The sequence below is a fragment of the Brevibacillus humidisoli genome (assembly GCF_020923435.1).
Lineage (GTDB): Bacteria > Bacillota > Bacilli > Brevibacillales > Brevibacillaceae > Brevibacillus_E > Brevibacillus_E humidisoli.
The window spans coordinates 3,362,554-3,388,992 of the sequence record NZ_CP087263.1 but is presented as its reverse complement, the minus strand read 5'-3'; the positions used below and the strand labels follow the sequence as shown (position 1 = coordinate 3,388,992).

At 50.4% G+C, this 26,439-nt stretch carries 26 protein-coding genes and 1 pseudogene; 20 read left to right on the top strand and 7 right to left on the bottom strand.

Annotated features, from left to right (window positions below):
- Nucleotides 1-121 precede the first annotated feature (121 nt).
- Nucleotides 122-1,129: an NAD(P)/FAD-dependent oxidoreductase gene (locus tag LOK74_RS16560; RefSeq protein WP_277613391.1), complete on the bottom strand. Its 1,008-nt coding sequence runs from the start codon at nt 1,127-1,129 to the stop codon at nt 122-124.
- 380 nt (nt 1,130-1,509) lie between these two features.
- Here LOK74_RS16560 and LOK74_RS16555 point away from each other — a divergent pair, with 380 nt between their 5' ends.
- The 5 genes from LOK74_RS16555 to LOK74_RS16535 all read left to right on the top strand — a co-directional run bounded on the left by LOK74_RS16555 (nt 1,510) and on the right by LOK74_RS16535 (nt 4,500).
- Nucleotides 1,510-2,700 (top strand): NAD(P)/FAD-dependent oxidoreductase, encoded by a 1,191-nt coding sequence (locus LOK74_RS16555; protein ID WP_230043122.1) that lies wholly within the window; start codon nt 1,510-1,512, stop codon nt 2,698-2,700.
- Between the two features lie 14 nt (nt 2,701-2,714).
- Nucleotides 2,715-2,966 (top strand): hypothetical protein, encoded by a 252-nt coding sequence (locus tag LOK74_RS16550; protein WP_230043121.1) that lies wholly within the window; start codon nt 2,715-2,717, stop codon nt 2,964-2,966.
- Nucleotides 2,967-3,154: 188 nt separating this feature from the next.
- Nucleotides 3,155-3,631, top strand: a complete 477-nt coding sequence (locus LOK74_RS16545; protein ID WP_230043120.1) for an NUDIX domain-containing protein — start codon at nt 3,155-3,157, stop codon at nt 3,629-3,631.
- 305 nt (nt 3,632-3,936) lie between these two features.
- Complete coding sequence (locus tag LOK74_RS16540) at nt 3,937-4,077, top strand: YuiA family protein (protein ID WP_230043119.1); 141 nt, start codon at nt 3,937-3,939, stop codon at nt 4,075-4,077.
- Nucleotides 4,078-4,239: 162 nt separating this feature from the next.
- A complete protein-coding gene (locus tag LOK74_RS16535; protein WP_230043118.1) occupies nt 4,240-4,500 on the top strand; it encodes a YuiB family protein in 261 nt (86 codons plus the stop codon).
- Between the two features lie 45 nt (nt 4,501-4,545).
- Here the strand turns inward: LOK74_RS16535 and LOK74_RS16530 are convergent, their stop codons facing one another.
- Complete coding sequence (locus tag LOK74_RS16530; protein ID WP_230043117.1) at nt 4,546-4,719, bottom strand: hypothetical protein; 174 nt, start codon at nt 4,717-4,719, stop codon at nt 4,546-4,548.
- A 170-nt stretch (nt 4,720-4,889) separates the two neighbouring features.
- Between LOK74_RS16530 and LOK74_RS16525 the strand changes: the two genes are divergently transcribed.
- The gene (locus tag LOK74_RS16525; RefSeq protein WP_230043116.1) at nt 4,890-5,522 is read left to right on the top strand and encodes a 3D domain-containing protein; all 633 of its coding nucleotides are present in this window, start codon (nt 4,890-4,892) and stop codon (nt 5,520-5,522) included.
- A 110-nt stretch (nt 5,523-5,632) separates the two neighbouring features.
- Here LOK74_RS16525 and LOK74_RS16520 read toward each other — a convergent pair whose 3' ends face one another.
- Together LOK74_RS16520 and LOK74_RS16515 are read right to left on the bottom strand one after the other, a co-directional pair.
- Nucleotides 5,633-6,418, bottom strand: a complete 786-nt coding sequence (locus tag LOK74_RS16520) for a cobalamin-binding protein (protein WP_230043115.1) — start codon at nt 6,416-6,418, stop codon at nt 5,633-5,635.
- Nucleotides 6,419-6,463: 45 nt separating this feature from the next.
- Nucleotides 6,464-6,943, bottom strand: coding sequence for a divergent PAP2 family protein (locus LOK74_RS16515; protein ID WP_230043114.1), 480 nt, complete (start codon nt 6,941-6,943; stop codon nt 6,464-6,466).
- Between the two features lie 278 nt (nt 6,944-7,221).
- Between LOK74_RS16515 and LOK74_RS16510 the strand changes: the two genes are divergently transcribed.
- The 4 genes from LOK74_RS16510 to LOK74_RS16495 all read left to right on the top strand — a co-directional run bounded on the left by LOK74_RS16510 (nt 7,222) and on the right by LOK74_RS16495 (nt 10,329).
- Nucleotides 7,222-7,611 (top strand): DUF309 domain-containing protein, encoded by a 390-nt coding sequence (locus LOK74_RS16510; protein WP_230043113.1) that lies wholly within the window; start codon nt 7,222-7,224, stop codon nt 7,609-7,611.
- 10 nt (nt 7,612-7,621) lie between these two features.
- Entirely contained in the window at nt 7,622-9,115 is a 1,494-nt protein-coding gene (locus tag LOK74_RS16505) for a leucyl aminopeptidase (protein ID WP_230043112.1), read from the top strand.
- A 123-nt stretch (nt 9,116-9,238) separates the two neighbouring features.
- Nucleotides 9,239-9,661: a CoA-binding protein gene (locus tag LOK74_RS16500; protein WP_230043111.1), complete on the top strand. Its 423-nt coding sequence runs from the start codon at nt 9,239-9,241 to the stop codon at nt 9,659-9,661.
- Between the two features lie 74 nt (nt 9,662-9,735).
- Nucleotides 9,736-10,329, top strand: coding sequence for a sulfite oxidase-like oxidoreductase (locus tag LOK74_RS16495; protein ID WP_230043110.1), 594 nt, complete (start codon nt 9,736-9,738; stop codon nt 10,327-10,329).
- A 603-nt stretch (nt 10,330-10,932) separates the two neighbouring features.
- Here the strand turns inward: LOK74_RS16495 and LOK74_RS16490 are convergent.
- On the bottom strand, nt 10,933-11,343 hold the full coding sequence (locus LOK74_RS16490) for a hypothetical protein (RefSeq protein ID WP_230043109.1): 411 nt from the start codon (nt 11,341-11,343) through the stop codon (nt 10,933-10,935).
- Between the two features lie 182 nt (nt 11,344-11,525).
- Between LOK74_RS16490 and LOK74_RS16485 the strand changes: the two genes are divergently transcribed.
- The 5 genes from LOK74_RS16485 (at nt 11,526) to LOK74_RS16465 (ending at nt 17,833) form a co-directional block, all read left to right on the top strand.
- Nucleotides 11,526-12,161, top strand: a complete 636-nt coding sequence (locus tag LOK74_RS16485) for a TetR/AcrR family transcriptional regulator (protein WP_230043108.1) — start codon at nt 11,526-11,528, stop codon at nt 12,159-12,161.
- 364 nt (nt 12,162-12,525) lie between these two features.
- Nucleotides 12,526-13,911 (top strand): sigma-54 interaction domain-containing protein, encoded by a 1,386-nt coding sequence (locus LOK74_RS16480; protein WP_230043107.1) that lies wholly within the window; start codon nt 12,526-12,528, stop codon nt 13,909-13,911.
- 133 nt (nt 13,912-14,044) lie between these two features.
- Nucleotides 14,045-15,394: an aspartate aminotransferase family protein gene (locus LOK74_RS16475; protein WP_230043106.1), complete on the top strand. Its 1,350-nt coding sequence runs from the start codon at nt 14,045-14,047 to the stop codon at nt 15,392-15,394.
- On the top strand, nt 15,391-16,776 hold the full coding sequence (locus LOK74_RS16470) for a YfcC family protein (protein WP_230043105.1): 1,386 nt from the start codon (nt 15,391-15,393) through the stop codon (nt 16,774-16,776). The genes LOK74_RS16475 and LOK74_RS16470 overlap by 4 nt, the downstream gene beginning before the upstream one ends.
- A 58-nt stretch (nt 16,777-16,834) precedes the next feature.
- Nucleotides 16,835-17,833: an ornithine cyclodeaminase family protein gene (locus LOK74_RS16465; RefSeq protein ID WP_230043104.1), complete on the top strand. Its 999-nt coding sequence runs from the start codon at nt 16,835-16,837 to the stop codon at nt 17,831-17,833.
- 140 nt (nt 17,834-17,973) lie between these two features.
- Here the strand turns inward: LOK74_RS16465 and LOK74_RS16460 are convergent, their stop codons facing one another.
- Complete coding sequence (locus LOK74_RS16460) at nt 17,974-18,375, bottom strand: DUF779 domain-containing protein (RefSeq protein WP_230043103.1); 402 nt, start codon at nt 18,373-18,375, stop codon at nt 17,974-17,976.
- A gap of 11 nt (nt 18,376-18,386) precedes the next feature.
- Complete coding sequence (adh, locus tag LOK74_RS16455) at nt 18,387-19,907, bottom strand: aldehyde dehydrogenase (RefSeq protein ID WP_230043102.1); 1,521 nt, start codon at nt 19,905-19,907, stop codon at nt 18,387-18,389.
- Nucleotides 19,908-20,122: 215 nt separating this feature from the next.
- On the opposite strand from adh, the gene LOK74_RS16450 reads away from it, so the two are divergent.
- The 5 genes and pseudogenes from LOK74_RS16450 (at nt 20,123) to LOK74_RS16425 (ending at nt 26,420) form a co-directional block, all read left to right on the top strand.
- On the top strand, nt 20,123-21,922 hold the full coding sequence (locus LOK74_RS16450) for a sigma-54-dependent Fis family transcriptional regulator (protein WP_230043101.1): 1,800 nt from the start codon (nt 20,123-20,125) through the stop codon (nt 21,920-21,922).
- 86 nt (nt 21,923-22,008) lie between these two features.
- A complete protein-coding gene (locus LOK74_RS16445) occupies nt 22,009-23,916 on the top strand; it encodes a sigma-54-dependent Fis family transcriptional regulator (protein ID WP_277613390.1) in 1,908 nt (635 codons plus the stop codon).
- Nucleotides 23,917-23,940: 24 nt separating this feature from the next.
- Nucleotides 23,941-24,759 (top strand): lipoate--protein ligase family protein, encoded by an 819-nt coding sequence (locus LOK74_RS16440; RefSeq protein ID WP_230043100.1) that lies wholly within the window; start codon nt 23,941-23,943, stop codon nt 24,757-24,759.
- Between the two features lie 223 nt (nt 24,760-24,982).
- Nucleotides 24,983-25,204, top strand: a complete 222-nt coding sequence (locus LOK74_RS16435; protein ID WP_230043099.1) for a hypothetical protein — start codon at nt 24,983-24,985, stop codon at nt 25,202-25,204.
- A 224-nt stretch (nt 25,205-25,428) separates the two neighbouring features.
- Nucleotides 25,429-26,420: pseudogene (locus LOK74_RS16425) on the top strand (thiamine pyrophosphate-dependent dehydrogenase E1 component subunit alpha).
- Nucleotides 26,421-26,439 lie beyond the last annotated feature (19 nt).

Here is a 26,439-nt window from a genome sequence, read left to right as displayed (position 1 = left end):
CTGGCAGCAGCCACTAGGGAGCTAAGCAGGCGCTAGTTGGGCAGCGGCTGCCTGGGTACGGCCAAATAAAGACACCCTGCGTACCAACAACGATTACGCAGGGTGTACGTGTGTCTCATGCCTATTTTCCAAAGTCCATGCTGGAGGAGTGGCCAGGTTGAAGCTTGGCATCCGGGTTGATATAAGAAATGGCGTTGTTGACAGCAGTTGGTGCTTCACCAAAACCGACGGCAATCAGCTTCACCTTGCCTGGATAAGTGGCGATGTCGCCGGCGGCGTAGATGCCAGGAATGTTGGTTTCCATCTTGGAATTGACAATGATCGACCCTTTTTCCAGATTCAGTCCCCACTCTTTGATCGGTCCAAGCGAAGAGACAAATCCGAAGTTGACGATAACCGCATCCACATCCAATTCCGTTTCTTCCTTGGTTGTGCTGTTCTGGATCGTGACGCGTTCAATGCGGTCAGCGCCGTCCAGCTTGGCAATCTCGTAGGGTGTTTTCACGTCTACTTTGGAATTGTACAGCATCTCAACACTATGTTCATGTGCGCGGAACTTGTCACGGCGATGGATCAGTGTCACCTGGGAGGCGATCGGCTCCAGCATCAGTGCCCAGTCAACGGCAGAGTCGCCGCCGCCGACTACCAGCACACGCTGTCCCGCAAATGCATTGAGGTCGGTGACGAAGTAATGCAGGTTGGATGCTTCGTATTTGGACGCATCCGGATGCTCCAACTTGCGCGGTGCAAAAGCGCCAACGCCTGCTGTGATAATCACGGCGCGGGAGTAGTGTATGCCTTTGTCACTGGTGATTTCAAACACGTTGTCTTCTTTCTTTACCACGTTCTCTACTTTTTCTTCGAGGCAAACGGTCGGGTTGAAGTGGGCGATTTGTTGTTTTAATCCATCGACCAATTCTTGCGCCCGGACTTTTGGGAAGCCTGCAACGTCGTAGATGAACTTTTCCGGGTACAGGGCAGAGAGCTGACCGCCAAGTTGTGGCATACTTTCGATAATTTTTACAGAAGCTTGACGCATACCGCCGTAAAAGGCTGTAAACAAGCCGGCGGGACCGCCCCCTATGATTGTAATATCGTATACTTGCTCGTCTTTTTTCAACAAACTCAATGCCAAGCACCTCCAGGTTAATGTGGTAAAAGAACAGAGCATACTACACTATTATAAACATGCAGAGAAGTAAAAAAAAGAGCGGGGCAGAGAATTTCCCGGCAAGATCAACAAGAAGCGGATAATTGTGCAAAAAATCACTTGCAAAAATGAACGCTTCCTTCTAAGATGGAAGGAGAAAATGTGAAAGATTGATGGCAAATTTTATTCGTGATTGTTTGTGCATTTTTTCACATCCTTACAGCAGAATTTATCATCCCGCCATCATAAGTAAGATATCTGTCAAATGGGAACGGTATGTATAGCATTCAACGTGAAAAAAAGTACAAATAAGCGGATGATTTGTCAAAATACTACAACCGGAATGGAAGGGATACCAGATGAGCACACCGAAAATCCTGATTCTCGGTGCGGGGTATGGAGGGCTTCTCACCGCGCTGCAGCTGCAGAAAAAAGTAAACTACAATGAAGCCGATATCACCTTGGTAAACAAGCACACATACCACTACATCACGACATGGCTCCATGAGCCCGCTGCCGGGACCGCTCCAGTAGACCATGCGCGGGTTGAACTGGACAATGTGATCGACAAGAGCAAAATCAATCTTCTCAAAGGGGTTGTCGAGCGAATTCAACCGGAGGAACAGACGGTTACCCTGCAAGATCAACGGGTTCTTTCCTACGACTACCTGGTGGTCGGTCTGGGCAGCGAGCCGGAAACCTTTGGCATTGAAGGCCTGCGGGAGAATGCATTAAGCATCCGCAGTATCAATGCTGTGCGTCAGATCCGGGAGCATATTGAGTACATGTTCGCCAAGTACAAAAATGAACCGGAACGGACCGATTACCTGACGATTGTGATCGGGGGAGCGGGCTTCACTGGTATCGAATTTAGCGGTGAAGTAGCTGATCGGATTCCAGAGTTGTGCAGAGAATTTGATGTTGACCCGTCGTTGGTGAAAGTGTACAACATCGAAGCAGCACCGACCGTACTGCCCGGGTTTGACAAAGAACTGGTCGACTACGCGATGGATGTGCTCACCCGCAAAGGCATCGAATTCCGTATCAACACCCCGATTAAGCAGTGCAATCCAGGTGGAGTCGTGCTTGCCACCGGTGAAGAGATCAAAGCAGGTACGATTGTTTGGACCGGCGGCGTTCGCGGCAATGCCATCGTAGAGAATTCCGGCTTTGAAGTGATGCGCGGACGGGTCAAAGTGGATGAATATCTGCGCGCCCCAGGGTATGAGAATGTATTCGTAGTTGGTGACTGTGCGCTGATCTTCAACGATGAGGGACGCCCTTATCCGCCGACCGCCCAGATCGCGGTGCAGGAAGGGGAAAACTGCGGCAATAATCTGGTCGCTCTGATCCGCAATGACAAGATGACCCCGTTTGTACCAGAACTTCAAGGGACACTCGCCTCCCTTGGCAAAGGAGAAGGCATGGGGGTCGTCGGACAGAAAAAAGTATTTGGCTCTACAGCAGCCCTGCTCAAAAAAGGGAGCGACCTCCGTTATCTGTACAAGATCGGTGGGGTAGGACTCGCTCTGAAAAAAGTACGTCTGTAAGGAGCATTTCCGATATGCGGCACTGCAGTGTGCAAGTGAGAGGTTTGCTAACCCGTGAAGAATTGGATCGTTACAATGCCCTGATGGAAGTGGGCAGTTACCTCGAAGAACAGCGACGTCATGATCTGGCGTATCATGTGCAGCGGGAGGTCGACATCCTGATCCAACCTGCGATCGAGCGGCTCAAGGCAAAGGGGAAAGAACGCGATAAAGAGAACCTCCGCTACATGATTGATCAAGGCATGCTGGATGCAGAAGACGAGTAACGGCAATACAGAGACTTTCATTGCAGCATTACGCAAGCTGCCAGGTCATCCTGGCAGCTTTAGCGTGTAGACAAAGTCTCGATAGAGGCGGAGAGCAGCTCGTTTCCAGAAGAGCGACTTTTGCCAACCAGCTTAGCGGAGCCAGTCCGAAGCGGGGCGTTGGTCAAGAAAAGGAGGAGGATCAGGCGATGCGCAAATCAAACATATGGCTGGCTGCAGCCGGCATCGTGATCAAAGGCAGTGAGGCACTGGTCGTGAAGAAAGCATACGGCGGTCTGAAGGGCAAGTGGTCGTTTCCGGCAGGGTTTGTGCAACCAGGCGAGACGGTAGATCAGGCAGCGGTACGGGAAGTGTATGAAGAGACAGGCATCACTGCTGTGGTCAGACAAGTGGCTGCCGTTCGCACGGGCGTGATCAAGGAAGAGATTAGCGACAACATGATTGTGTTCGTGATGGACTACGTCAGCGGCCAACCGAGACCGCAGGAAGGAGAGATTGAAGAGACTCGCTTTTTTCCTATCAGTGAATTGATCAATCATCCGTTTGGTACGGAGTACATGCGGATTATCCTGCCTAAAGTGCCGCATTTAACCGAGTCACTTACCGGCAATGATTACGAGCCTGACCCGGTGTTTGGATACACCACATACAGGATTTTTACCTAGACCTCGGTTTCACAGATGGGTCAGCTCTCCCGTATGGAGGACAAACAGGAGGAACCAATCAAAGAAGAGCTTCAAAGAAGGGATAAAATCGGCAGAAGCGTGCAAAATGTTCAGAAAAAACCGATTGTACACGCTTACATCCGGTTTTTTTGGTTCATATCACGTTTCCTGATTGTTTCTTGTTGCGAATGTTCTCTGCTATACTATTGATCAATCTAACAAAAACACAAAATTCAGAAAATAATGGTAAATCCGCTGACCGTTCGTCATCTGGACGGCACGGCGGATAGGAGGGAGAGGGAACCATGAATAGAAGTCATATGACACCATGTTCCGACTGCAAAGGGCAGGGATACGTGGAACTTCTGCTAGGTGGTACGGAACAGTGCCCGTACTGCGAGGGAACAGGTAAACATAGAGAATCGGTCGCGATGGGCAGCAGGTAAACGAATAGAGATAGGACCGATGGTTTTGCAAAAAAGCCATCGGTCTTTTTTGGGTCGTTGTAAGAGATTAAGACATCGCGTTGATTGACCCTGTGGTTGCTTTTCGCTACACTTGGAATGAAAGACGGAGACAGTTTTTGCAGCGGAGGTAGAGGTGTTTCGATGAATATAGTCCAATTTGTCATTTCGATCTTATTATTTACCATCTTGGCTTTCGGTATCGGCTTTATCATAAACATGATCCTCAGAACGACATGGCTGCCGGTTGTCATCGCATTGGGTGTGATTATTGGCACTCTGCTCTACCAGGAGATCGTTCCAAATATTTTTGACTCGATTATCCTTGGATTCGGCATGCTTGGCTCTATCATGAGCGGCTGGACGATCCAGTTGCTACGGAAAAAGGGATATCGCATGTTTTAAAGACAAAGGGCAGGCCCAAAAAACGGCCTACCCTTTTTGTTTCCTTCAGATTTGTTCCGATGCTTCCAATGCCCGGTCCCAGGTGGAGTAGTAGAAGAGCGCATGCCGCATCAATTCTGGATCAGTATTTTTGACAGCCTTTTTGGAAAGGTTTTTACCTTCCTCTTTTATCTGCCTAATGCGGTGCTGAACCTGTTCGGTTGACATGTTCAACTCCATGAAGCATCCCTCCTTGCCAGTCTATACGATAAAGTTTTTCCAACGACACAAGCTGGTAAACATTTGGAAAAATATACTAATAATTTCCGCTTGTCATGGTACTCTAGCAAATTATGTATATCTCTCTCGTTTCTGGACATTACTAGAGACGAGAGGAGGTATCGATAAGAATGAATGGGAAAATGATGATTAGTCTGGTGGTGGCCCTGGCCGTAACGGTGACGGGATTCACAGCCAGCGGGTTCTCGTACACGATAGTAGGAACAGATACAATTCAGACCGTCTATGGATTGAAGGAAAAGCGTGAAGGGATAAAAACAGTAAAAAAACGACTGGTATCAGCCAGTTCGTTAAAACAGGTGATCGACGAGCCGAGTGATGTAGTGCCTAACCTGCAGCAGTATCCAAAGGTACGTGTAGTGGCGACCGGCTATTATGCAGGGTACGAATCGACAGGGAAGACTCCGTCCCATCCTCAATACGGCATCACCTATTCTGGAGTAAAGGTGCGCAGGGGTACATACTCGACGATTGCGGCTGATTTGCGTGTCTTTCCGCTAGGAACGGTTCTCTACATCCCCGGCTACGGTTACGGTGTGGTAGCGGATAAAGGGGGAGCGATTCGCGGGAATAAGATCGACTTGTACTTTGAGACGAAGCAGGATGTATACTCACAGTGGGGCAAACGGACGGTCGATGTCTACGTGGTGCACCGAGGCTCTGGGAAGTTTACCGAGACGATGTACCAAGCTCTGTACGAGGAAGGAGTCGCTGCTATGGCCCGTCTGCAGAACAAGCAATGATGACAGTCCCCGGATTGGCTGATACAGGCGATGTGTTGAGAAAAACGTCTAGACATGCTGGTGTAACGCTGCATGTTGGACGTTTTTCTCATTTGGGAAAAAATAACCTCCTAAGAGGGGATCGCCAGGTCGGGATGGATCAGGGAAACCAGTTGTTCCAGTCCCTGCAGGATGCGCGGCGAAGGGCGGCAGTACAGCCCCTCCTCCAGCAGATGGACCTGATTTTGCACGATCGCGGAGATTCCCTGCCAATCAGAACGTCCCGTAATCATCTCAGGCTTGATCCGTTTCAACTGTATCCCGCACCAGACGACACAGATGTGATCAGGATCGCGTTCTTGCACCATCTGTGTTGTCGCTTTGACATTGTCGAAAGAGAAGTCGTCGAACACGTTGCGGGCTCCTGCCAGTTCGCTCACATCGGTGAGCCAGTTGTCTCTACCGGGTGTATAAATCGGGTTCGGCCACCATTCCCAGTACAGTTTGGGCCGATGCTGCACGTTTGCCGTGATCTTGCGGATGGTTTCCACTCTAAAGCGAAACTGATCTGCCACCTGCTTTGCCTTCGCCTTACAATCCGCTGCGTCTCCGATTACCTCAATGTCCTCGGGGATTTGCTCGATTCGGGAGGGATTTAGCACAATATGCGGCAGCTTCCGTTTTTCCAATTGTTCGACGTTTTTCTCCATACCCGGTACACTGAGCGAAGCGACGACCAGATCGGGCTTGAGGGCCTCCACTTTATCCATGTCGATCGTCAGGTCAGGTCCGACTCGCGGCAGGTGCTGCCACTCGGGCGGCCAGTCGGAGTGATCGTCGAGGCCCACTACTTGTTCTCCCAGTCCAAGATAGTACAAAATCTCCGTGTTGCTTGGACAAATTGAAACGATTCTCATCGTACTCCCCCCTATAGAGTGTACTGCAGGAGACGACGACCGGCATCAAGCAAAGAACAGATAGACCAGCAGGGCGATGATGATGCCAAGCCAGCCGCCCATAAATACTTCAATTGGCTGATGACCGAGAAGCTCTTTCAATTTTTTTGCCTTCTCCTGTCTCGGCTGCACTTTGAACGTCTTCATACCCTCCAGCAAGTGGTTGAATTCATCAACCAGCTTGTTAAGTACCTCTGCCTGCATTCCAGCATGGCGCCGCACTCCGGCCGCGTCAAACATGACAATAATCCCGATAATGGCTGAGATCGCAAACGCGCTGCTTGCGAATCCTTCGCGAATGCCGACTGCAGTGGACAGCGCGGTAACGGCTGATGAGTGGGAACTGGGCATACCCCCGGTACTAAATAAAAGCGACCACTGCCACGATTTGCTCGCTAAAAAGTGCAGCGGGATTTTTACAAACTGGGCGAGACCGATCGCGACCAGTGCGGCCCAGAGAGGGTAGTTTTCAAGAATATCGGCCATGCTCAAGACTCGTTCCTTTCTCCTTACGGGGCAAGTTGCTTCTTATATTGTAGCAGATTGGATCGATGGTCATCCGTGAAGTTTTCGTAAGGATTAGCGACCATTCTCTGTAGGGTCTGCCGACACGTGTATTGTATCACACTCCTGCAACAGGTTTCTCCTCGTTTTGGCAAAATGGACAGATCAAGCTGACATTTGTAAGCGTCTCTCACCTATGAGCGGCAAACCGTATTGTGATATGATGGTAAAGAGACCGCAGATGCAAAGAGGGTTGGATGATGGCGGAGCGTTATCCGGAACAGTACGATCAGTTTTTTCACAAGTTTGACGCCGGTGAGTATTACGAGTGCCACGATCTGCTCGAAGAGATCTGGATGGAGGACAAAACGAACAAATTTCTGCAGGGATTGCTGCAGTTGGCGGTGGGGTTGTATCACTACGAGTGCGGCAATGTGAAAGGGGCGCGCTGGATGCTTGGCAATGCTCGCAAGTACTTGACGCGCTATCTGCCCGTCTATTGGGATCTGAAGCTGGGTCCGGTCATTTCCTATATAGACGACTGTATGCGGTTGCTGCCGGATACAGACAGCATCCCCTACGAGGAAGCGAAGCAGAAGCCCTTGCCTCGATACAGATTTGAACGGTTGGTACACCCTGATGAGACATGAGGAGGTAAAGATGATAAAAGTTGAGGAAAAACGTGAGCAGATCACGACGATTCCATGCGATGACTTGGTCGTCGGTCTGTTTAAGGATGAGGAGTGGAGTGAAGAACTTGCCCTACTCAACGAAAAGCTGGACGGTGCGTTGCATCAACTAGTGATGGAAAAAGAACTGTCTGCTGATTATAAGAGCATCACTGTCGTCCATACTCTCGGCAAGACAGCGGCCAGACGGATTCTGTTCGTCGGTCTAGGCGACAGAAAGCAGCTTGATTATGTCAGGGTGCGCAACGCGTTTGCCAGAGGTGTCAAGAGGATTGCACCCAAAGCGGAAAGCAGACAAGTTGTCTGTGTACTGCCTGATCACGGTTCACTCTCTGCCGAGCGCTGCACCCAGGCTGTAACGGAAGCATTTTGTCTGGCTTCGTATACATATGAAGGCTATCGCCAAAAGCCGAGGCAGAAAATGCCGTTTGCCAGTGTAACGCTGCTGGCAGCAACCGATTCTCTGGTAGCTGCGGAACAGGGCAAAAGCAGGGGCGAGGCCCTTTCCAAAGGAACCAACCTGGCTCGTGATCTGGTAAATATGCCGGGGAACTATCTGACCCCGGAGGAGCTGAAAAACCAGGCGGTGGCAGTAGCAGAGCGCTACGGTATGGAATACGAAGTGCTGGATAGGGAAACGCTGAAAGCGTTAAAGATGGGAGGTGTACTCTCCGTGGCCCAGGGCAGCGCTGAACCGCCTTATGTGGTGGTCCTCAAATACCAGGGGCGCAAAACATGGGATCGTGTGATTGGACTGATCGGCAAAGGCGTCACATTTGACACGGGCGGCATCTCGATCAAACCTGTGGCCGGCATGCAGGAGATGAAGTCGGACATGGGGGGATCTGCCGCTGTGATTGGGGCGATGGAAGCGATTGGCCGCCTGAAGCCGAAGGTCAATGTAATGGCCGTGATTGGCTGTGTAGAAAACATGCCATCCAGTACAGCATACAAACCAGGCGATGTCATCACCACGATGAGTGGTAAAACAGTAGAGATCATCACGACGGACGCAGAAGGGAGGCTGGTGCTGGCCGACTGCATCACCTACGCCAAGGAGCAGGGGGTAGACTGTCTGATCGACTGTGCAACGCTTACAGGTGGGATTGTCGTAGCCTTGGGCAACGTTTGCAGCGGGGCAATGACCAACAACCAGCCGATGGCAGACGAACTCTTGTCCAGTGCGGAACATGCTGGTGAACGCCTGTGGCAGCTGCCTACGTTTGAAGAATATCATGAGTTGAACAAGTCAAGCGTAGCAGACATAAAGAACTCCGGCGGCCGCAATGGACACGGTATTATCGGGGGAGTCTTTTTGCAGGTGTTCGCAGAAGATACGCCGTGGGTTCATCTGGATATCGCCGGCACCGCGTACGTCAGTTCGGCCACTGACATCAATCCTGCCGGCGCGACTGGTGTGATGACGCGCACGCTCGCCCAGTTTGTGCTGGGACGCAGCGAGTAGTCTCTGTTCCATCCTTTTCTATGTTGACACGGATAGGCTGCGGTTTGTTCAAACTCCGGTTTGACGAAGACCGGGGGGCAAGCATTTGGTTCATCCATTATTTCTGAGGAGGAATGATTTCATATGATCCAAAATCCCAGTGATGATGCACGTCGTGAGATCCTGCAAAACGCGAAAACGATTGCTGTCGTAGGATGCTCCAACAAACCGGAAAGAACCAGCTACATGATCGCAGAGGCGCTCCAGCAGGCAGGGTATCGTGTGATTCCGGTCAATCCGACCATTGCAGGCGAGACCGTGTTAGGCGAAGAAGTGGTTGGTTCGCTTGCTGACATCCATGAGCCGGTCGATATCGTCAACGTCTTCCGCCGCAGCGAGCAGGTGATGCCGGTCGCTGAAGACGCGGTGAAGATCAAGCCCAAAGTGTTGTGGATGCAGCAGGGCATCGTCAACGAAGAAGCTGCCCAACTGGCTAAGCAAAATGGCATCGAGGTGGTCATGGATCGCTGCATCAAGGTGGATCATGCCATTCTGGTTCCTCGCTGAGACCGCTTATCCCCAGACTGATGCATGGTTTGATCTGATGGTGAGCAGACTGGATTGTGAAAGGAGTAAGAAGGATGGTATTTACCAAGAAAACGGACGATACGCAAAATCGCGTACCGCCCAATCAGAAAGTAACCACCGGTTTTCCCGTGCTCCACTATGGAGATGTGCCAACCTATGCAGACTTGAGCAAGTGGGATTTTCGCATTTTCGGCCTGGTGGAAAAGGAGACGACCCTTACTTATGAACAGTTGACTTCCCTGCCGATGACGCAAGTGACCAACGATATTCACTGCGTCACAGGCTGGAGCAAGCTGGACAATCTCTGGGAGGGCGTACCGGTAGAAGAAGTGGTCAAACTGGCAGGAGTCAAACCGGAAGTAAAGTACGTGATGCTCCACGCCGAACAAGGATGGACAGCGAACATGCCGCTTGAAGACTTTATGCGTCCAGGCAATCTGTTTGCTGTAAAGCACAACGGTGAACCGCTCACTCCTGATCACGGCTATCCGTTGCGGTTCGTCGTTCCGCATCTCTACTTCTGGAAAAGTGCCAAGTGGGTACGGGGAGTGGAGTTTTTGGAAAAGGATAAGCCGGGCTTCTGGGAGAAGAACGGCTATCATATGTATGGAGACCCGTGGAAAGAACAAAGATTTGCTTGGGATTAATGTAAGTGGGGCGGAAACGCCCCCTCGTTTGTTGTGCGATACCCTGCATTTCTCCTTCAGCAGATAGGACAAATGACTTGACGACAGTCGCCATGCTTCCATATAGATTATTGGTTGCTTTGATGATGAGAGAAGGTATCCGAGGAAAAGACTGGCCGCTCACCTTAATTGAGCGGCCTAACGTATTTTAGTGACGGTTCGGGAAGTATAGTTTTCCACATATTTTTTAATGCCGGTATCAATTAGGCTTCTTCCTTTGCAGGCATCATCGGGACAAGTGTCTGGTTTCTCCTCCAGCCAATAATCCGTAGAGCACATGGAACAGTAATACTTTTTTGCGACCAGGTTTTTGTCATGTAATCGCTTGTAGTGCTTATGACGCTCCCAGTTATCGTAGTTGGATATCAAGATGGACACGAGCGTACCTCCTGTTAAGCGGTATCGGAAAAATCACGTCTATTCTCTATTCTCATGATTGCGTGTTTGCCTTTTACTTGATTATCTCTCAAAGATGAGTGGAACTTCAACATCAAACTACCAGGAAGGAGTCTGAAAATAAGCCACGCGTGATGAACATGTATGGGGATCTCTTCCTACAGACTCTCACAGATGCAGTTTTTTGCCGCTTCGTCCCGCAGATGCACGATCCTGAAACACCCCTTGATAATGATTACGGTAGGCCCACAATAGCAAACACTCCAGTAAGAAAACGAGCAGGCCCAAGGGCAGGAGCTCGGCATCGACAAATACATGAAAGGCGATGATGTTGACCGCGAGAGGGGCCAGGATGAGCAAGGCGAGAGGTACCAAAAAGTTGAAACAGAGCATGAGTCCACAAATCAGTTCAGGTGTTTTCTCCAGTACGAGTAAATATCCTTGCAGCAGTTTTTCGGCCTCTGGACTGGTAGGGAAAATCGGCTGGTACCCTAAAATCACAAGATAACCGTTTATTCCAGCGCCGGTGAAGATGATTCCGAGAAGCAGCCGACAGCAGAGCAGTAACCTTTGTTTCATGGGGTTCTCCTTTCACGGTAAAAGAATCAGATGCCGTGTTGCCGTTCGCGAACGCATATTGACCACTTGGTCAAATGCGTATAATTATCATATCTGATTTTGACCAGGTGGTCAATGTCGTGTACGATACCAGTATGAAGATCACAACGAACCGATAAAACGCAGGAAAGGTGATGAAGATGATGTCCCTCCTTTGGCCCGACCAGATGGAACCAAACAAACGAAAGATCGTGGAAGCAGCCTTGCAAGAGTTTGCCGATAAAGGATACGAACTAGCATCGACCAATCACATCGTAAAGAGGGCGGGTGTATCCAAAGGGATGCTGTTTCATTTCTTTTCCAATAAAAAAACATTGTTTCTCTATGTGGTAGACGCTTGCATAGAATATTTCTTTGCTTATCTTGACGCCCGGCTGCCGTCCCTGTCAGATGACATGCTGCAGCGTTTTATTGAGATCCACATGGCTAAGATGACCTTATTTTTTGAAGAGCCGTCCGCTTATCATATGGCTGTCACTACCTTCGTTGACCGGCCCGGAGAATGTAAAGACGAGATCAAGCAGAGAGAATCAGATTTCTTTCAAAGGTATACGCCTTTGTTTCTGAGTGGAGTGGACGTATCACGGTTTCAACATGGGGTCTCTCCGGAAAAAGTGCTTCACTTTTTGCTCACATCAGTTGAGGCTCTAACCAGGCAGCACGTTCGCGAGCATTACGACAAACAGGATAAGGGATTACATGCCTTACAGATGTTCCACGAAGAAATGAGCGAATGGATTGGGATGATCAAGCACGGGGTGTATAAGCAGCTGACATAACACAAGATTGCTGTATCGTTCTCGTCAGTCTAATGGCGGATGGTCGCCAAGGAATGTTTTGTTTTCCTCGTTGTCTACCGCTACGTCATTTGTACCGTCTATGTGAGATGCGAGTTTTTGGTGTTGTTCCCCTTATAGTAGCGTGCGCTTTTGTCCTCACAGAATCAAAAGATTCGGTTGTGAAGCGTTGCATGATTTGCTGTGATGATTCGGTGAAGATGCGGTAGCAATCCTATTATTCTAAATTGTATAATATATCAAAAAACGAATAATTGCGATGAATTCAGCTGCACCGTGATGATTGGAGAGGTGGGATCAGCAACTATTCATTTTTGGATAGGAAGCGCAAGGGGGGAGTGTCACCATGGGCACGCGAAAGAAAAAATGGAACGAATACGAAGCCATTCTCCACTCATTGAAGGATGATATATTGGTCACCAATACCGAAGGAATCATTCTCAAGGTAAGTGAGGCGACCGGCTCCATCTATGACGTCAACTCGGAGGATTTGATCGGAAAGTCTGTTTACGACTTGGAAAAGGAAGGCTTGTTTACGCCGCTGGCTACTCCCATTGTGATCAAAAACAGGAAGAAGACAACGTTTATTCAAACCACGCAGACCGGAAAAAAGCTGCTGGTTACCGGAATCCCGGTGTTTGATCCCAATAATGACCTGGTTCGCATCGTCAGCTACTCTCATGACGTGACCGAATTGTTGGAAATGGAAAAGTACCTGATTGAGATGAAAGACGAGATGCAGCGTGTAAAAAGTGAATTGGAACTGATGAGAAGCCGCAGCTACCTGGTCGATGGCGTGATCGCAAACAGTGCAAAGATGCGAAACGTGATTGATACAGCACTGCAGATCGCCGAGGTTGATGTAAATGTGCTCTTGTTAGGTGAGTCAGGTGTAGGGAAGTCGCTCATCGCCAAGTTTATTCACCAAAAAAGCCCGCGCCGCAGCGGCCCTTTTATTGAAGTAAACTGTGGAGCGATTCCGGAATCGCTGTTTGAAGCGGAGTTTTTCGGTTATGAGACGGGTTCATTTACTGGGGCCAATAAAAAGGGCAAGCTTGGTTTTGCCGAATTGGCCGAAGGAGGTACCTTGTTTCTCGATGAAATCGGTGAATTATCGTTTGCCAATCAAGTGAAGGTACTAAAATTTATTCAAGAAAAGCAATTCTATCGCGTAGGGGGGACCGCGATCAAAAAGGTGGACTTCCGACTGATCGCCGCCACCAATCGAAATCTGGAAGAGATGGTGCGGAAAAAAACCTTTCGGCAAGATTTATTCTTCCGGCTCAACGTTGTGCCGATTACAATCCCGCCTTTACGCGAACGGACAGAGGATATCATCCCCTTAATCGACCGATTGCTCACCCAGTTTTCCAAAAAGTATCACCGGAAACGAGAACTGCACGAGGACGTGCTGAAGCGCTTGCTCTCTATCGAATGGAAGGGAAACGTAAGAGAGTTGATCAATCTAATAGAGCGGTTGGTCGTCACCTCGTCCTCTCCGGTCATTACCCTAAAAGATCTTCCGGATGCATATGCTTCGCCTATCCCCGCTATCAGCTTGCCGGGAGAATCCGACGACCATCCGAGAACGATGAAGGAGATGCTGGAGGAGTACGAACGGGAGATTCTTGCCCGGGCAAAAACGGTTTGCAAAACACAGACGGAGATGGCAAAAGTGCTCGGCATTAGCCAACCGTCGATCGTCAGAAAACTGCAAAAGTACGGCCTCTAGCAGATCCAAAAAAGGCTCATGAGCGCAGAGGGAAGCCTCTGGTTCGTGAGCCTTTCAAAATATTTGGCACGTATATTGCAAAAAACGATTCCCCAAATCGATCTTAGTTGTTCTTATGTAGGGGGGAATCCAAATGGAGAAAGATTGGGAGGATTGGGAGCATCTTGTCAAAAATATGCCCAATCGTTTAGCACCTAGTATGGCGAAAGATCATCCCAATTTACCTGTCGTAAAGGAGGAAGGGTGCTATTATTACGGCTTGGACGGCAGGAGGTATCTGGATTTCACCTCGGGCATCGCCGTAGCCAACACCGGTCATCGGCATCCGAAAATCGTACAAAGCATCAAAGATGCGGCTGATCAACTGATGCATGGTCCTTCTGGCGTTATTATCTACGAATCTATCTTGCGTTTGGCCGATCAATTGGCGGAGATTCTGCCGGGCGATCTGGATTGTTTCTTTTTTGCCAACAGTGGAACGGAAGCGATCGAAGGAGCGCTGAAACTGGCCAAGTACGTAACGAGACGTCCCTATGTGGTCTCATTTACGGGCTGTTTTCATGGACGTTCTCTTGGTGCCTTAAGTGTTACCACCTCGAAAAGCAAATATCGTAAATACGTTCAGTCGTCTACCTTTGCGTATCAACTGCCTTACGCCAACGTGAGAGAGTGTCCTCCTGGGATGGATCCGGACAGCTATTGTGTGGAGAAGTTGGAACAAGACGTGCAGCGTTTGTTTCGACATCAGGTAACACCGGAAGAGGTAGCTTGTATGATCATAGAGCCAGTTCTGGGTGAGGGGGGCTATATAGTTCCGCCAAGTGGTTGGCTCAAGAAGATCAGGCAAATATGCGATCAGCATGGCATCCTGCTCATATTTGACGAAGTACAAACCGGATTTGGACGTACCGGAGAATGGTTTGCAGCGCAGACGTTCGAGGTTGTGCCGGATATCATGGCCATCGCCAAAGGGATTGCCTCCGGCCTGCCGTTAAGCGCAACGGTCGCCTCGAGTAAGTTGATGAAACAGTGGCCGTTAGGCAGTCATGGGACGACGTTTGGCGGGAATCCGATTGCCTGCTCAGTCGCACTGACCACTCTGGAGGTGATCCGGGAAGAGCGTTTGCTGGAGAACGCGCGAGCGATGGGTACCTATGCGATGGAAAAATTGCAAAAAATGAAAGAAAAGCATCAGGTGATTGGTGATATTCGCGGCGTTGGCTTGATGATTGGGATTGAACTGATCAACCCGGTCACGAAGGAACCAGATGGAGAGGGGGTGTTGAGAGTTTTGGATCTGGCCCTCGAAAAGGGAGTGTTGTTCTACCTATGTGGGAACTACGGAGAAGTAATTCGCATGATCCCGCCTTTAATTGTGACACAGGAGCAGATCGATGAAGGCTTGAACATGCTGGATGAGGCATTGGCGGAATACGAGCATGAACTGCAGCGATCTAGCAAAACAAAAGGGGTGTGCACATGATCAAAGTGAAATTTCCTTCATCTGTCTCCTTGTTGATGATCGTCATTTTATTTTGTACCCTGCTTACCTATGTGGTTCCCGCCGGAGAATTTGATCGCATGGAGGATCCGCGAACGGGGAAAACAGTCGTCGTATCTGGCAGTTACCATGCGGTTGAGTCAAATCCGGTGGGCCTATGGGACATGCTGTCATCGATCTTTTACGGCATTATCAAAGCCTCGGAAATCATCAGCTTCATCTTTATTATTGGTGGCGTCTTTCACATCGTGATCAAAAGCGGCGCGATCAACACCTTATTGGCCAGGCTAATTCAACGGTTTTCCGGAAAAGAGTCGATGTTTATTCTTGTCGTGATGAGTGCGTTTGCGATTGGCGGGGCCACGTTTGGCATGTCAGAAGAAACCTTGCCGTTTGTCGCCATCTTGATCACGATGTGTGCTGCGCTAGGCTATGACCGTGTTACCGCTGTCGCTATCGTATTGCTGGGGGTGTATGCGGGATATTCGGCCGGTCCGCTCAATCCCTTTTCAACAGGAATTGCGCAAAACCTTGTAGAACTGCCGTTGTTTTCGGGAGTAGGATTGCGGACCGTTTTTATGATTGGCGCTGTGGCTATCGCGGCTCACCACCTGATTCGATATGCTAGCAGGGTGAAAAAAGATCCCAAACAAAGCGTGATCTATGGAATGGAAACAAATCTGAACGATAACGAGGAACTGGATACCACGTTAACAAAGCAACATAAGATTGTGCTTACGATTCTGGGCATATCCCTAATCGGCCTAATTTTCGGAATCATCAAACTGGGTTGGTATTTCGCCGAACTGAGTGCGCTGTTTATCCTGATGGGCTTTGTCATCGGTTTGATCCTGTACAAAGGAGATTTCAATCGGGTGACGGATCAGTTTATGGATGGAGCCAGAGAGATGACAACGGCGGCAATCCTTGTAGGAATCTCCCGAGGCGTACTGGTCGTCATGGAACAAGGGAATATACTGGATACGATTGTGTACGGCCTTTCGATCCCATTGCAGGAATGGAGTCCGATCATTGCGGCGTGGGGGATGTACTTCATAACAGGTATCTTCAACTTTATCATGCCCTCATCGAGCGGACAGGCGGTTGTTGTGATGCCGATTTTAGGTCCATTAAGCGATTTGATTCAACTTAACCGCCAAGTGGCTGTGCTTGCTTTTCAAGCAGGTGACGGCTTCTGGAATCTGATCACCCCCACCCATTCGGTGTTAATGGCTTCATTGGGAATCGCCGGCATTCCCTTTAACAAGTGGTTTCGGTTCATGGTCCCTCTCATGGTCAAATGGGGAATATGGGTGATGCTGGTAATCGCATTCGCCGTTGTCATAGACTGGGGGCCATTCTAATCGATCTTGCCAGCAGAGACAAAAGATAATTGATGATGGAAAGAGGAGGGAAATCGAGATGACAGAGGTTCTGCTCATTTCGCAACAACAGGTAAAAGAAGTGCTTGGCATGAAAAAGATGATTGGGATCGTAGAGCAGGTATGGAGGGCGCATGGAAGCGAACAAGTCCTGATGCCGTCAAAGATTACGCTTGATCTAGGGGAAGGAAACGATTGGCCGCCATATGGCGGGTCCTTTAATGCGATGCCCGCGTATATCGGCGAGCAGATCGATATCTCGGGGATCAAGTGGGTCTGCGGTTTTGAAGGCAACAGAGCCAAAGGGCTTCCGTATATCAGTGGTACGATCTTATTAAATGACCCAAGAACAGGAGAATTGCTTGCTGTGATGGATGGCAGCTACATCACCGATTACCGTACTGGAGCTGCTACAGGTGTGGCCGTGAAATACCTGGCGAAGCAGGATGCCAAAGTGGTCGGCATCATCGGCGCAGGAATCCAGGCGCGGACCAATCTGACAGCCATCGCGGAGCTGATTCCTGTTGAAAAAGTGCATATCATTGACATCAACAAAGAAGTGGCCCAACAATTTGCTGCGGACATGAGCAGAGAACTGAATGTGGAAGTTGTAGTGGCCGAACGGAATCAGGATGTGGCAGAAGAGGCAGATATTCTTGTCACCGTCACGACAGCCAACAAGCCTTTGGTGATGAAGGAATGGGTAAAAGAAGGAGCACTTGTCATATCTGTAGGTTCCTTTCAAGAACTGGATGATCAAATCCCGCTCCGTGCTGATAAACTGGTGGTGGACAACTGGGAGCAGAATGCCCATCGCGGTGAACTGGTCAAACTTGTCGAAGCGGGCAGACTCACGCAAGCTCATATCCATGCCGAGATGCCAGACATTGTTACGCACAAAAAAGCGGGGAGAGAAAATGACAAAGAGATCATCTGTGCCTGCCTGATCGGAATGGGATCAACCGACATCGGCATTGCCCACGCTGTATATCGGGATGTGAAAGCCTCTGGAAACTATCAGACATTCAGGGTTCGATAGTCATGATGCAACGCCGGTTTACTGGGGAGACCCGCATTTTACATGGCAAGTGGTACGGCCTGCTCACTATTAGCCAATGAACAAGACGATACGTTTATCGAAGTTGCCCCCCTTTTTGACATAAGGGGGGCGCATTCTTCTCAAGTCTCGGATGAGCCGGGGTGAGACTGCTGCTGCCATTCTTCCTGCAGCAGCCTGTATTCCTCTGGATCAAAAACTCTGGATCTGGTCAGAAAGCGTACACCTTCGGGGCCTTCCAAGGAGAACATGCCTCCTCTTCCCTTGACCACATCAATCACCAGCTGGGTGTGTTTCCAGTATTCATACTGGGCGCGGCTCATGTAAAACGGGCATTCTCCGATTTCTCCCAGTAGGACATCACTATCGCCAACGTGGAACTCTCCCAACGGGTAACACATAGGTGAGCTTCCGTCGCAGCATCCCCCCGATTGATGAAACATCAAGGGGCCGTGCTTCTGTTTCAGGCGTTCGATCAGTTGCAAAGCTGCTTCCGTGGCCAACACCTTTTGTACACGCTTCATGGCCTCTCCTTTTAGAAGAAGCCCAAAGCATCCGGGCTATAGCTGACCAGCAGGTTTTTGGTCTGTTGATAGTGATCCAGCATCATTTTATGGGTCTCTCTTCCGATGCCGGACATCTTGTAGCCACCGAAAGCGGCATGTGCAGGATAAGCGTGGTAACAGTTGGTCCAGACGCGACCGGCCTGGATGCTTCTGCCCATCTGGAAGGCCGTGTTGATATTCCGTGTCCACACACCCGCCCCCAGACCATAAAGGGTGTCATTGGCTATCTCCAATGCTTCCTCTTGTGAGCGGAAGGTGGTTACCGAGACAACAGGTCCAAAGATCTCTTCCTGGAAGATGCGCATCTTGTTATGGCCGGCGAATACGGTGGGTTGAATGTAGAACCCTTCCGCCAAATCCCCCTCAAGCACGTTCCTTCCGCCGCCGGCAAGCAGTTCGGCTTTTTCCTGCTTGCCGATTTCCAGATACGACATGATTTTCTCTAGCTGCTCAAAGGAGGCTTGGGCGCCGATCATCGTATCCGTGTCCAGCGGATTTCCCTGCTTGATCTGTTTGACACGGGCCAGTGCTCTCTCCATGAAGCGATCATAGATCGATTCTTGAATCAGGGCCCGGGATGGGCATGTGCACACTTCCCCCTGGTTGAGTGCGAACATGACAAAGCCCTCGATTGCTTTGTTGAGAAAAGCGTCATCTTTGGCGAGAACATCTTCAAAGAAAATATTGGGCGATTTTCCGCCTAGTTCAAGGGTAACCGGAATAATGTTTTGCGACGCGTACTGCATGATCAGACGGCCTGTCGTGGTCTCACCGGTAAAGGCAATTTTGGCGATGCGGCTGCTGGATGCGAGTGGTTTCCCAGCTTCCAGCCCAAAACCGTTCACTACGTTGACGATACCGGGAGGCAGCAGGTCCTCAATCAGCTCCAGCAAGACGAGGATCGATGCAGGAGTTTGCTCGGCAGGTTTGAGTACCACGCAATTGCCAGCCGCAAGGGCGGGAGCCAGCTTCCAGGTAGCCATCAGCAGCGGGAAGTTCCAGGGGATGATTTGTCCTACGACGCCAAGCGGCTCATGGAAATGATAGGCGACCGTATGCTGGTCAATTTCGCCCAGAGATCCTTCCTGAGCACGTATGCAACCGGCGAAATAGCGAAAGTGATCGATCGCCAGCGGGAGGTCGGCAGCCAATGTTTCGCGGATGGGCTTCCCGTTGTCCCATGTTTCGGCCACCGCCAACATTTCCAGATTGGCTTCCATCCGGTCGGCAATCTGGTTCAAAAGGCGGGCGCGTTCCGTCACCGATGTCCGCCCCCAGCCATCTTTGGCAGCGTGAGCAGCGTCAAGCGCCAGCTCAATATCTTCGGCTGTGGAGCGGGGGATCTCGCAAAAGGCTGCTCCATTGACGGGTGAAATGTTTTCAAAGTACTCTCCTTTCACAGGTGGTACCCATTGCCCGCCAATAAAATTGCCGTAGCGTTTTTTAAAGGTAACCTTGGCTCCCTCTTTTCCGGGTTGTGCATAGATCATGTCGATTCCTCCTTCTTTTTGTCAAAATCGGTTTGCTACGGCAGATTGCAAGACGGATGCCAAAAGTGGAAGCGCTGTCAGGCCGGGGAAAAGTGCACCAGATCGGCGGGTCTATGTTCCATAATGGAACAGATACATGGATCGAAATGGAACATTCAAAATATTCCAATCTATATGGTAAGATGAGGAGACAAGGAAGAGAAAGGAGGAGCCTTATGTCGTCTCAGCGTTCCCTTGCCAAAAGCGGCCATTTCATCGAGCAATCCTGGAAGCGTTGTCATCTCGTAGGCTTGAATCGGAATGAGAAAGCAGACGATCAGTTGATCACCGGTTCTGAGATCAAGGAGCTCCAGCGCCACTATCAGCCCCTGATCACACATGCCGAAGCGGTCTTTCACAATCTCTATCCGTTGATAAAACAGTCTGGATGCGTACTGTTTTTAACCGATCCCAACGGAACGATCCTCTTTGCAGTCGGCGATCCCGATTTTGCCTCTCATGCGGCAAAAGTACAGCTCCAGGTTGGCGCCAATTGGCACGAATCCAGAAAAGGCACCAATGCCATTGGCGTTGCCATCGAAGAGAGAATTCCTGCTGTGGTGAGAGGGAGCGAGCACTTTTTTCAGGAAAACCACTTTCTCACTTGTGACGCTTCACCTATTTTTGATCAGACAGGCAGCTTTCTCGGTGTAATTAACATCAGCGGTTCGCGAGATACATTTCATCCGACGCTGGCCAGGTTCGCGCCTCTGGCGGCAGAGATCTATCAAAATCGCTTGCTGCTGCAACAGATACAGGCCAAACAACTCGTTGCCCTGCGGCAGCTGGAGGTGGTCACGGAACATCACCCCCTCCCGTTGGTTACGCTTGATGCAGACCAGCGGATCACGGGCGCAAACCAGGCGGCTGCCAAGCTCCTGGGTGACTGTATTGGAAAGGAACTGCCCGCCAATCCCAGCTTCAAGGTGATCACGATCCAGGATGACAGGAATCGGGTCTTTGGTTCCGTCGCCATCGGGGAACGATCGGCAAAAGAGATGGGGAAGGGACAGCAAACAGAACATACCGAACGGTTCTATCGTTTTTCCGATATTATGGGCACCTGCCCCTCGATCGTACGCGCGAAGGAAATGGCCAAAAAAGCATCCGACAGCAATCTCCCGGTTCTCTTGACCGGGGAAAGCGGCACCGGCAAGGAGTTATTTGCCCAGGCCATACACAGCGAAAGCGGACGAGAACCGTTTATAGCGGTCAACTGCAGCGCGATACCCGATACGCTGATTGAAAGTGAACTGTTCGGCTATGAGAGAGGAGCTTTTACCGGCGCAAATAAGGAAGGAGGGCTGGGCAAGTTTCAGGCTGCGGATGGCGGAACTTTGTTCCTGGATGAGATTGGCGATATGTCACTGCGTGCACAGGCAGCCTTGCTGCGCGCAGTGCAAGAGAAAACCGTTACGCCTGTCGGCAGCGTGAAATCGACCAGGGTGGATGTACGGATCATCGCCGCTACACATCGAGATCTGCTGAAAGAAGTTCAGGCGGGGCGTTTCAGAGCAGACTTGTACTATCGGCTAAAAGGGGTTACGATACCGCTGCCGCCTCTGCGGTTGAGAAGCGATATTCGTCAGCTGGCAGAGTACCTGCTCTATAAGCACGTGCAGGATGCACAGAGGTTGTCGCCCGCCGCTCTTGATACGCTGGCAAGCTATCCTTGGCCCGGAAACATCCGTGAACTGCAGTCCGTATTGCTGCAAGCGTCATTTCTGGCAGAAGGCGCTGTCATTGAGCCGAAGCAGATCGTTCTGGACGTTTCAGACAGTCTGCACACGGATGATTCGTTTTCGCTTCGCGAAAAGGAGCGCATGGCAATCGAGCAAGCATTGAAAGAGGCAAACGGAAACATATCAAAAGCGGCGCGCCTGTTAGGTATCGGTCGCAACACGCTGTACCGCAAGATCAAAGAGTATCAGCTTGAACAGAGGAACTCTGTTGATAGACAATCGATCTGGTATTGATTGATTATTCAAATATTGAGAAAAATATGGAGAAAGAGTAAGCTATTCTATATCCCTTATTAATGAGTGAGGTGGGGTGTCGCTACATGATCAACGAAACGCTTTCAAACAAGGTCTGGAAACGTTTTGTTCAAGATGGTGTAATCGACTCTGCTCGAATTAATAAGCGGATTTCTGAATCGTGGTTTCGCTGTAAGAACAGAAGTGTCAATCCTTATCTAGGTATCGGCCGCCAAATCCTTCAAGGTGAGCCCTTTGCCAAACAGCAGCAAAAACATCAACAACTGCTGTCACTCACGCTGCCCCATGTGGACAAACTCTCCCATTTTATTCAGGATACCGGTATGATTGCATTGCTGATCGATCCCGAGGGGTATGTGCTATCGATGAAAGGTGAAAAGAGGGTGCTGCAATATGCCCGGGAGATCAATTTTGTAGAAGGGGTGCGCTGGACGGAAGAAGAAGTAGGCACCAATGCGATCGGAACGGCGCTCCATTCGCAGGAGCCAATCGCGATCAGCGGCACCGAGCACTACTCTGTCGCTTCCCACAATTGGAGCTGTTCCGCTGCCCCGATCCGTGACGAAGAGGGAAAACTGGTCGGTATCCTGGACATCTCCTGCCCAGTCGACCGCAGTTATCCCCAGATGCTGGCCATTGTCTCGTCCATCGCCTATACCGTTGAACAAGAGTGGAACAGACGGCGTGAACAGGATGAGCTGGAACTGATTCGCTCTACCCTGGAGCATGCCGAAACCCATCAACCTGTGACCATCCTGAACCAGAAGCAGCAGATCGTCTTTGTCAACCAACATGTACGGAAAACGGTCACGAAATGGCCCGACAAGTCCGAATATCAGCAACTGCTGAGCGAGTACGGATACCTGGAACGTATGCGAACCCCCGTCTTCTCCAAACAACACGGAGGGTTAATCGGGTACTGTGTTTATTTGACGGATTCTGCGGCATCTGCTTCTCGTCTCTCCGTAGGCTTTTCTTCTTCTCCAGCGATTCAGTTCCGGGGGGAAGCAGGTACAAGCCGTTCCTTTCGACGCACACTGCACCAGATTGAACGACTCTCCAAGAGCGGTGCAAATGTGTTTATCAGAGGGGAGAGCGGTACAGGCAAGGAACTGATCGCTCTGGCCATCCACGAAAATGGCCCCCATAGAAATGGTCCGTTTATTGCCGTGAATTGTGGTGCCATTCCCAAAGAGCTGATTGAAAGCGAATTGTTTGGCTATGCCGAGGGAGCCTTTACCGGATCACGCCGTCGTGGGTACAAGGGAAAACTGGAACAGGCGCACGGAGGAACCATATTTCTGGACGAGATTGGAGAAATTCCTCACCAGATGCAGGTTGCATTGCTGCGTGTCCTGCAGGAACGGAAGGTAACCCCGATTGGCAGCGACGAGGAGATTCCGATCGATATTCGCGTGATCTCCGCTACCCACCGTAATATTTACCAGCTGGTGCGGGAAGGACGATTTCGCGAGGATTTGTTTTATCGTCTGCATGTTTTTCCGCTGCATGTGCCGCCGCTGCGTGAGAGAAAAGAAGATATCCCACACTTGATTCGCTATTACTGCCAAAAAAACGACTTGCAGCTGCCGTTGACACCTGCCCATATCCAGCGGCTGATTGAGTATGAATGGCCGGGAAATATTCGGGAGTTGTTTAACACGCTGGAGCGCATCCATGTGATCCCCGAGGATGAAATCCCGCTGCTGCTGGAGGAATTGCTCGGTGCAGGCGGATCGATCGCAGATGGGGCTTCCATAGATGAGGAGGTTTCCTCGACGGTGCGCTTTCCGACTTCAGAAAACAGGTTGTGCGAGGTCCAGAGCGGGCGGTTGACCTATCGGGAGGAAATAGAGAGACAAACCATTATCCAGGCTTTGCAGAAAACAAACGGAAACGCTTCCATGGCGGCCAAACTGTTGGCTATGCCGCGGAGTACGTTTTACCGGAAATTACGAAAGTACCGACTGTAACTCGACAGACAGAAAGGAGCAAAAATGAGCTTAGTTGGCTTGCCTGCACATTTTACCATCATGGACGTCTCCTCTATGGCAATGACAGGAGATGCGTTTTACCCGTTTGCCGTAGATGAAGTGTATGGCAAGCAGGTGGGACAAGAGCAACTGGGGCCGATCGTGCACATCTGGAGACACCGGAACGCTTTCGTGCTCGGCACCAGAGATCGCAAGCTCCCTTATCTATCAGAGGCAATCGGCTGGTTGGAGCGTCAGGGCTATCAAGTGACAGTCCGTAACTCGGGAGGGGCTGCCGTACCACTAGACCCTGGCGTTGTCAACCTTTCCCTAATCTTGCCAAATCCCCGAGGGCATCTGGACGTACAGCACCATTTTGAGCTGATGGCAGCTCTGATCGGCCATAGCCTGGAACATCATTCCGACCGAATCGAAACAGGCGAGGTGGGGGGTGCCTACTGTCCGGGTGAGTTCGATGTAAGCATCAAGGGGAAAAAGTTTTGCGGCATTGCCCAGAGAAGGCAGACCAGAGCAGTTGTGGTGCAGGCGTTCGTACTGGTAGAAGGAAGTGGAGAGGAGAGAGGGAGGCTGGTCCAACAATTTTATGAGATCGCCTCAGGGGGATCAACGACAGTGGATTATCCCAAGGTAGAGCCGGAGAGCATGGCTAGTCTCTCAGAGCTGACCGGTGCTCTCTCTGCGGAAACCTATGTCAAGTGGGTACGAGCGTTGCTTTGCTCAGGTGGCGAAGCGCAGGCGTATCAGCACTATCGCCTGTTCTCCCCCGAGGAAGTAGAAAAGACAATAGCAGGGTATCGCCAACGATATCAACTGAATCGGTAAGGTAACGCAGATACAGCCAGCGGTGTGGTCACACATCGCTGGCTGATTTTTTTCCTATCGTAAAGTATGGAAGTTTTAAGGTTGATCCGAGCACAAGATTTCGGACGTACGCAGACAAATGCTGCGTACACAAGAAACAGCTGCGAGGCGCAAAGAGAAAAACAGGTGAGCGAAAGCCTTGTCAGTGCCCACAAAGCCGGAGCGGATATAAAGTGGTACACGCATGGCGGCCAACCGCTTCCCTGAACTCCCCACGCCCCTTGAGGGCTTTTGGCCGCCGTACCACTTTGGTGGAGCGGAGACGGTCATGACCGCTTCCTTGCAGGCACTGGCACGAGTAGAGCGAACCTGTTTTTCTCTTTGTGCCCCCCGACTATGCCCGTCCGAAGCAAAACACCGCTACGCTACCTTTGCCCCAAATGATTATCCTCATGAGAAAAAATGAGACAAAATGAGACACCGTCTCAGTTTGGACTAAGACAGCATGAGATGAGCCGATAGAGAAATCCTTCTGTTTCAAGGACTGTAGAGCCGTTCCCGTATTGGCACATGATTTGCTTTGCTCAAAAAGAAAGAAAGGGGGAGGTACAGAACAAAGGGGGAAACAAGGATTGCATCAGGAAGATCGCATTCTAGCACATGAAACATGAAGATGGGAGGCGTAAACCAATGAAGGCAACGGAAGCGAAACAAAAGGGGTTATCTCAAGAAAAAGCGAGATGGATGTACCAAAAGATGCTAGAGATTCGCAAGTTTGAAGATGCCGTACACGATTTGTTCAGCCAAGGCAAACTGCCCGGTTTTGTGCACTTGTACGCCGGAGAAGAAGCGATTGCTGTTGGATTCGGGGCTCATCTGGAAAAAAAGATACGATTACAAGTACACACCGCGGACACGGACACTGCATCGCCAAAGAGTGCGATTTGAATGGAATGATGGCTGAGATCTACGGCAAAGCAACCGGCTTGTGCAAAGGAAAGGGCGGATCGATGCACATTGCCGATTTGGACAAGGGAATGCTCGGGGCCAACGGGATCGTTGGAGGCGGTTTCCCATTGGCCTGCGGTGCTGCTTTGACGGCGAAGCTTAAACAGACCAAAGGTGTAAGCGTTTGCTTTTTTGGCGATGGCGCCAACAATCAAGGGACATTCCATGAGGGAATCAACCTGGCGGCGATTTGGAAGCTGCCAGTCATTTTCGTCGCTGAAAACAACGGGTACGCAGAAGCGACTCCATTCTCGTATGCTTCCAGTTGTAATCGTATAGCCGATCGTGCAAGCGGTTACAGTATTCCCGGCATAACGGTGGATGGGAAAAATGCGATGGAAGTGTATCAGGCAGCCGAAGAGGCGATCCGCCGAGCGCGGAACGGAGAAGGCCCGACTTTGATCGAATGCATTACGTACCGCAACTACGGTCACTTCGAAGGGGACGCGCAGACCTACAAAAAGGATCAGGAGAAACAGAAACACCTGAATGAGCAGGATGCTATCAAGCTGTTCCGGGATTACTTGGTAGCACAGCAGCTTTTGACGCAACAGGAACTGACGGAAGTGGAACAGGGAGTAGACCAAGCGATTGAAGCGGCGATTCAGTTTGCGGAGCAGAGTCCATTCCCGGATGCAAGTGAACTGCTTACCGATGTCTACGTTTCTTATTAAATGGGAGGAGGCTATAGAA

Excerpts from the sequence above, each read along its gene's own strand:
- LOK74_RS16555 (WP_230043122.1), top strand. The coding sequence starts at position 1,510 with ATGAGCACACCGAAAATCCTGATTCTCGGTGCGGGGTATGGAGGGCTT.
- LOK74_RS16550 (WP_230043121.1), top strand. The coding sequence starts at position 2,715 with ATGCGGCACTGCAGTGTGCAAGTGAGAGGTTTGCTAACCCGTGAAGAA.
- LOK74_RS16545 (WP_230043120.1), top strand. The coding sequence starts at position 3,155 with ATGCGCAAATCAAACATATGGCTGGCTGCAGCCGGCATCGTGATCAAA.
- LOK74_RS16540 (WP_230043119.1), top strand. The coding sequence starts at position 3,937 with ATGAATAGAAGTCATATGACACCATGTTCCGACTGCAAAGGGCAGGGA.
- LOK74_RS16535 (WP_230043118.1), top strand. The coding sequence starts at position 4,240 with ATGAATATAGTCCAATTTGTCATTTCGATCTTATTATTTACCATCTTG.
- LOK74_RS16530 (WP_230043117.1), bottom strand. The coding sequence starts at position 4,719 with ATGGAGTTGAACATGTCAACCGAACAGGTTCAGCACCGCATTAGGCAG.
- LOK74_RS16525 (WP_230043116.1), top strand. The coding sequence starts at position 4,890 with ATGAATGGGAAAATGATGATTAGTCTGGTGGTGGCCCTGGCCGTAACG.
- LOK74_RS16520 (WP_230043115.1), bottom strand. The coding sequence starts at position 6,418 with ATGAGAATCGTTTCAATTTGTCCAAGCAACACGGAGATTTTGTACTAT.
- LOK74_RS16515 (WP_230043114.1), bottom strand. The coding sequence starts at position 6,943 with ATGGCCGATATTCTTGAAAACTACCCTCTCTGGGCCGCACTGGTCGCG.
- LOK74_RS16510 (WP_230043113.1), top strand. The coding sequence starts at position 7,222 with ATGGCGGAGCGTTATCCGGAACAGTACGATCAGTTTTTTCACAAGTTT.
- LOK74_RS16505 (WP_230043112.1), top strand. The coding sequence starts at position 7,622 with ATGATAAAAGTTGAGGAAAAACGTGAGCAGATCACGACGATTCCATGC.
- LOK74_RS16500 (WP_230043111.1), top strand. The coding sequence starts at position 9,239 with ATGATCCAAAATCCCAGTGATGATGCACGTCGTGAGATCCTGCAAAAC.
- LOK74_RS16495 (WP_230043110.1), top strand. The coding sequence starts at position 9,736 with ATGGTATTTACCAAGAAAACGGACGATACGCAAAATCGCGTACCGCCC.
- LOK74_RS16490 (WP_230043109.1), bottom strand. The coding sequence starts at position 11,343 with ATGAAACAAAGGTTACTGCTCTGCTGTCGGCTGCTTCTCGGAATCATC.
- LOK74_RS16485 (WP_230043108.1), top strand. The coding sequence starts at position 11,526 with ATGTCCCTCCTTTGGCCCGACCAGATGGAACCAAACAAACGAAAGATC.
- LOK74_RS16480 (WP_230043107.1), top strand. The coding sequence starts at position 12,526 with ATGGGCACGCGAAAGAAAAAATGGAACGAATACGAAGCCATTCTCCAC.
- LOK74_RS16475 (WP_230043106.1), top strand. The coding sequence starts at position 14,045 with ATGGAGAAAGATTGGGAGGATTGGGAGCATCTTGTCAAAAATATGCCC.
- LOK74_RS16470 (WP_230043105.1), top strand. The coding sequence starts at position 15,391 with ATGATCAAAGTGAAATTTCCTTCATCTGTCTCCTTGTTGATGATCGTC.
- LOK74_RS16465 (WP_230043104.1), top strand. The coding sequence starts at position 16,835 with ATGACAGAGGTTCTGCTCATTTCGCAACAACAGGTAAAAGAAGTGCTT.
- LOK74_RS16460 (WP_230043103.1), bottom strand. The coding sequence starts at position 18,375 with ATGAAGCGTGTACAAAAGGTGTTGGCCACGGAAGCAGCTTTGCAACTG.
- adh (WP_230043102.1), bottom strand. The coding sequence starts at position 19,907 with ATGATCTATGCACAACCCGGAAAAGAGGGAGCCAAGGTTACCTTTAAA.
- LOK74_RS16450 (WP_230043101.1), top strand. The coding sequence starts at position 20,123 with ATGTCGTCTCAGCGTTCCCTTGCCAAAAGCGGCCATTTCATCGAGCAA.
- LOK74_RS16445 (WP_277613390.1), top strand. The coding sequence starts at position 22,009 with ATGATCAACGAAACGCTTTCAAACAAGGTCTGGAAACGTTTTGTTCAA.
- LOK74_RS16440 (WP_230043100.1), top strand. The coding sequence starts at position 23,941 with ATGAGCTTAGTTGGCTTGCCTGCACATTTTACCATCATGGACGTCTCC.
- LOK74_RS16435 (WP_230043099.1), top strand. The coding sequence starts at position 24,983 with ATGGCGGCCAACCGCTTCCCTGAACTCCCCACGCCCCTTGAGGGCTTT.